The sequence below is a fragment of the Mycobacterium sp. E183 genome, from assembly GCF_001667735.1.
In the GTDB taxonomy this organism is placed as follows: Bacteria; Actinomycetota; Actinomycetes; order Mycobacteriales; family Mycobacteriaceae; genus Mycobacterium.
The window spans coordinates 1-1,052 of record NZ_LZJN01000218.1; the positions used below are offsets into that span (position 1 = coordinate 1).

Genomic DNA, 1,052 nt, shown 5'->3' on the forward strand with positions numbered 1-1,052 from the left:
ACCTGGGCCTGGTCGGCTTCGCCGGCACGCCATACCTGCTGGTGTCGCCCACCCCGCAGCACCAGGCGACGATCGACAGCCTGAAGCCGGCCCCCAAGACCGCGACGGGTGAGGGCCTGTTCACCGCCCTGCAGGCGATCGCGACGGTGGGCTCGGTGATGGGCGGCGGCGACGGCCCGCCGCCGGCGCGCATCGTGCTGGAGTCCGACGGCGCGGAGAACGTGCCGCTGGACGCCAACGCCCCGCAGGGGGCGTTCACCGCCGCCCGGGCCGCCAAGGCCGCGGGCGTGCAGATCTCGACCATCTCCTTCGGGACGCCGTACGGCACCGTCGAGTACGAGGGCGCCACCATCCCGGTTCCCGTCGACGATCAGACGCTGCAGAAGATCTGCGAGATCACCGACGGCCAGGCGTTCCACGCCGACAGCCTGGAGTCGCTGAAGAACGTCTACTCGACCCTGCAGCGCCAGATCGGGTACGAGACCGTCAAGGGCGACGCCAGCCTGGCGTGGATGCTGCTGGGGGCGGTCGCGTTGGCCGGCGCGATCCTGGCCGGCCTGTTCCTGAACCGCCGGCTGCCGTCCTGACGATCAGACCGGCAGCCGCCGGTTGATCAGCAGCGCCAGCGCCGTCGCGATCAAGGCGGTGATCACGCCCAGGCGCAGCCACCCGGCGCTGCCCGGCCCGGCCACGGTGCGATAGCCGATGTCCTTCTCGATGGCGTTGTAGCTCTTGTTGAGCTCGGCGATGTTGCTGGCGGTGTAGGACTGCCCGCCGGACAGCTTGGCGATCGTCTTCATCTGGTCCGTCGAAACCGGGACGGCCACGCGCTGCCCGTCCATCTCGATCTCGCCGGTCTTGGTGCCGAACGAGATCGTCGAGATGGGCACCCCCTCGTCCCGGGCCAGCCGCGCCGCCGTGTAGACCCCGTCGTGCGGGTCGCTGGGATTGGACGGCTTGTTCTCCCCGCCGTCGGACAGCAGCACGATGCGGGCCGGGGGCGGGGTGTCGCCACCCGTGATGGCCAGGGCGCTCACGGCCTGCAGGTGGGT

Annotated in this window: 2 pseudogenes; one reads left to right on the top strand and one right to left on the bottom strand. The window is 70.9% G+C overall.

Annotated features, from left to right (window positions below):
• Nucleotides 1-587, top strand: a pseudogene (locus A5691_RS26800) (VWA domain-containing protein); the annotation flags it as partial.
• 3 nt (nucleotides 588-590) lie between these two features.
• On the opposite strand, the pseudogene A5691_RS26805 reads toward A5691_RS26800, so the two are convergent.
• Nucleotides 591-1,052, bottom strand: a pseudogene (locus A5691_RS26805) (hypothetical protein); the annotation flags it as partial.